General features: G+C 78.7%; 3 protein-coding genes. All 3 read left to right on the top strand.

Annotated elements, in window-relative coordinates:
* Positions 1-845 (top strand): lysophospholipid acyltransferase family protein (locus HLB09_RS15990; protein ID WP_171204303.1); only part of this gene is annotated, 845 nt, incomplete at its 5' end.
* Entirely contained in the window at positions 842-1,225 is a 384-nt protein-coding gene (locus HLB09_RS18955; protein ID WP_212771239.1) for a glutaredoxin family protein, read from the top strand. The genes HLB09_RS15990 and HLB09_RS18955, both read left to right, overlap by 4 nt.
* Before the next feature lie 229 nt (positions 1,226-1,454).
* Positions 1,455-2,251 (top strand): redox-sensing transcriptional repressor Rex (locus HLB09_RS15980; protein WP_409373019.1); only part of this gene is annotated, 797 nt, incomplete at its 3' end.

The following is a 2,251-nucleotide window of genomic DNA, read 5'->3' as shown; positions in this document are numbered from 1 at the left end:
CTGCGGCCGACCTCGGCCGGCGGGCCCGCCGCGCCACCGACGTCCTCGCGCGCCGCGTCACCGGGGACTACGAGGTCGACGAGCTCGGCTTCGACCGCGAGCTCACCGAGGCCGTCCTCCTCGACCTCCTCCGCCCGCTGCACCGGCGGTGGTTCCGGGTGGAGCTGCGCGGTGCGGAGCACCTGCCGCGGCGCGGCGGCGCCCTCCTCGTGGCCAACCACTCGGGGACGGTGGGCATCGACGCCCTCATGACGATGGTCGCCGTCCACGACGACGCCCCGGGCGGGCGCCACCTGCGCGTCCTCGCCGCCGACCTCGTGCTGGCCGCCCCCGTGCTCGGCGACCTGGCGCGCCGCGCCGGCATCACGCTGGCCTCGCCCGACGACGCCGAGCGGCTCCTGCGGGCCGGCGAGCTCGTCGGGGTGTGGCCCGAGGGCTACAAGGGCGTCGGCAAGCACTTCCGCGACCGCTACCGCCTGCAGCGCTTCGGCCGCGGGGGCTTCGTGGCCTCGGCGCTGCGCGCCGGCGTGCCGATCGTGCCGTGCGCCATCGTGGGCGCCGAGGAGGTCTACCCGAAGATCGGCGACCTGGCCCCGCTCGCCCGCCTCCTCGGCCTGCCCTACGTGCCGGTGACGCCCTTCTTCCCCCTGCTCGGCCCCCTGGGGCTCGTGCCGCTGCCGAGCCGCTGGGTCGTCGAGCTCGGCGAGCCCGTGCGGACCGACCTCGCCCCGCCCGCCACCGCCGACGACCCCGCCGCCGTCCTCGACCTCGCCGACCAGGTCCGCGAGACCATCCAGGCGAGCCTCCACGAGCTCCTCCTGCACCGGCGGTCGGTGTGGCGGTGAGCCGGCGCGCGTCGCGGGGGAGGGCGCGAGGGCTCCTGCGCGCCCTCGGCGGGCGCGGCGGGCGCGAGGAGACGCCGACCGGCCCCGCTGCGCCCGGCCCCGGCGACGAGCGGGTCGTCCTCTACGGACGGGCCGGCTGCCACCTGTGCGCGGACGCCCGCGCCGTCGTCACGGCCGTCGCCGGCCGCGTCGGCGCCGGCGTCCGGGAGGTCGACGTCGACGCGCCCGACCCGGCCGACGAGCCCGGCGGGCGCCCCGGCGCCCTCGCCGAGCGCTACGGCGAGCTCGTCCCGGTCGTCGTCGTCGACGGCGTCCAGCACGCCGTCTACCACGTGGACCCGGGCCGCCTCGAGGCGGCCCTGCGCCGACCGCCCGCCTGAGGGCCCGCGCCGGCCGCGGGAGCGGGCCGCTCGACTTTGTGCGTCCCTTCACAAGCGCCTACGCTGGGCTCTGTCCGCAGCGCCCTGGCCCCCGCGCGCGCACCCACCGCCGTCGCACGCGAAGGAGCCGGCTGACGCCGTGAGCACCTCCCGACACGACACCGGGCGCCCCCCGGGCCGCGCGCCCGAGCGCGCCGCGGGCCCCGCGCGCCCCGTGGGCGACCCGCTGGTGGCGACCGGGCCGGCCGGTGACCCGGGCCCCGCGGCCGAGCGGCTCATCTCCGAGCGCGGCATCCCCGAGGCGACCGTCGGCCGTCTGCCCGTCTACCTCCGGGCCCTCACGGCCCTCGTCGAGCGCGGCGTCCCCACCGTCTCCTCCGAGGAGCTCGCGGCCGCGGCGGGCGTCGGGTCGGCGAAGCTCCGCAAGGACCTCAGCCACCTGGGCTCCTACGGCGTCCGCGGGGTCGGCTACGAGGTCAGCCCCCTCGTGGCGCACATCTCGCGCGAGCTCGGCCTGACCCAGGCGTGGCGCGTCGTCATCGTGGGCCTCGGCAACCTCGGGCGGGCGCTCGCCAGCTACGGCGGCTTCGCCGAGCGCGGCATGGGCGTGGCGGCCCTCTTCGACGCCGACCCCGCCGTCGTCGGCCGCGAGGTGGCGGGCCTCGTGGTCCGCCCGATGTCCGAGCTCGCCGCCGTGGTGCGGGCCGAGGGGGTCGTCATCGGCGTCCTCGCCACCCCGGCGGCCGCCGCCCAGGGCGCCTGCGACGAGCTCGTCGCCGCCGGCGTGACCGGGGTCCTGACGTTCGCGCCGGCCGTGCTGTCGGTGCCCGAGGGAGTGGACGTGCGCAAGGTCGACCTGGCCAGCGAGCTGCAGATCCTGGCGTTCCACGAGCAGCGCAAGGCGGCCGACGCCGTCCGCGCCGCAGCGCCGTCGCGCCGCGCGGGCTCACGGCGTGGCCGTGGCTGTCGGGCTGGCACCCGTCCGAGCACGCCCTCTCGAGGTACCACGCGCGCTGGTACCCGGTG

The organism is Pseudokineococcus marinus, assembly GCF_013004605.1.
GTDB classification, from domain to species: Bacteria; Actinomycetota; Actinomycetes; order Actinomycetales; family Quadrisphaeraceae; genus Pseudokineococcus; species Pseudokineococcus marinus.
The sequence above is the reverse complement of the archived record's forward strand: the minus strand, read 5'-3'. Positions and strand labels throughout refer to the sequence as shown.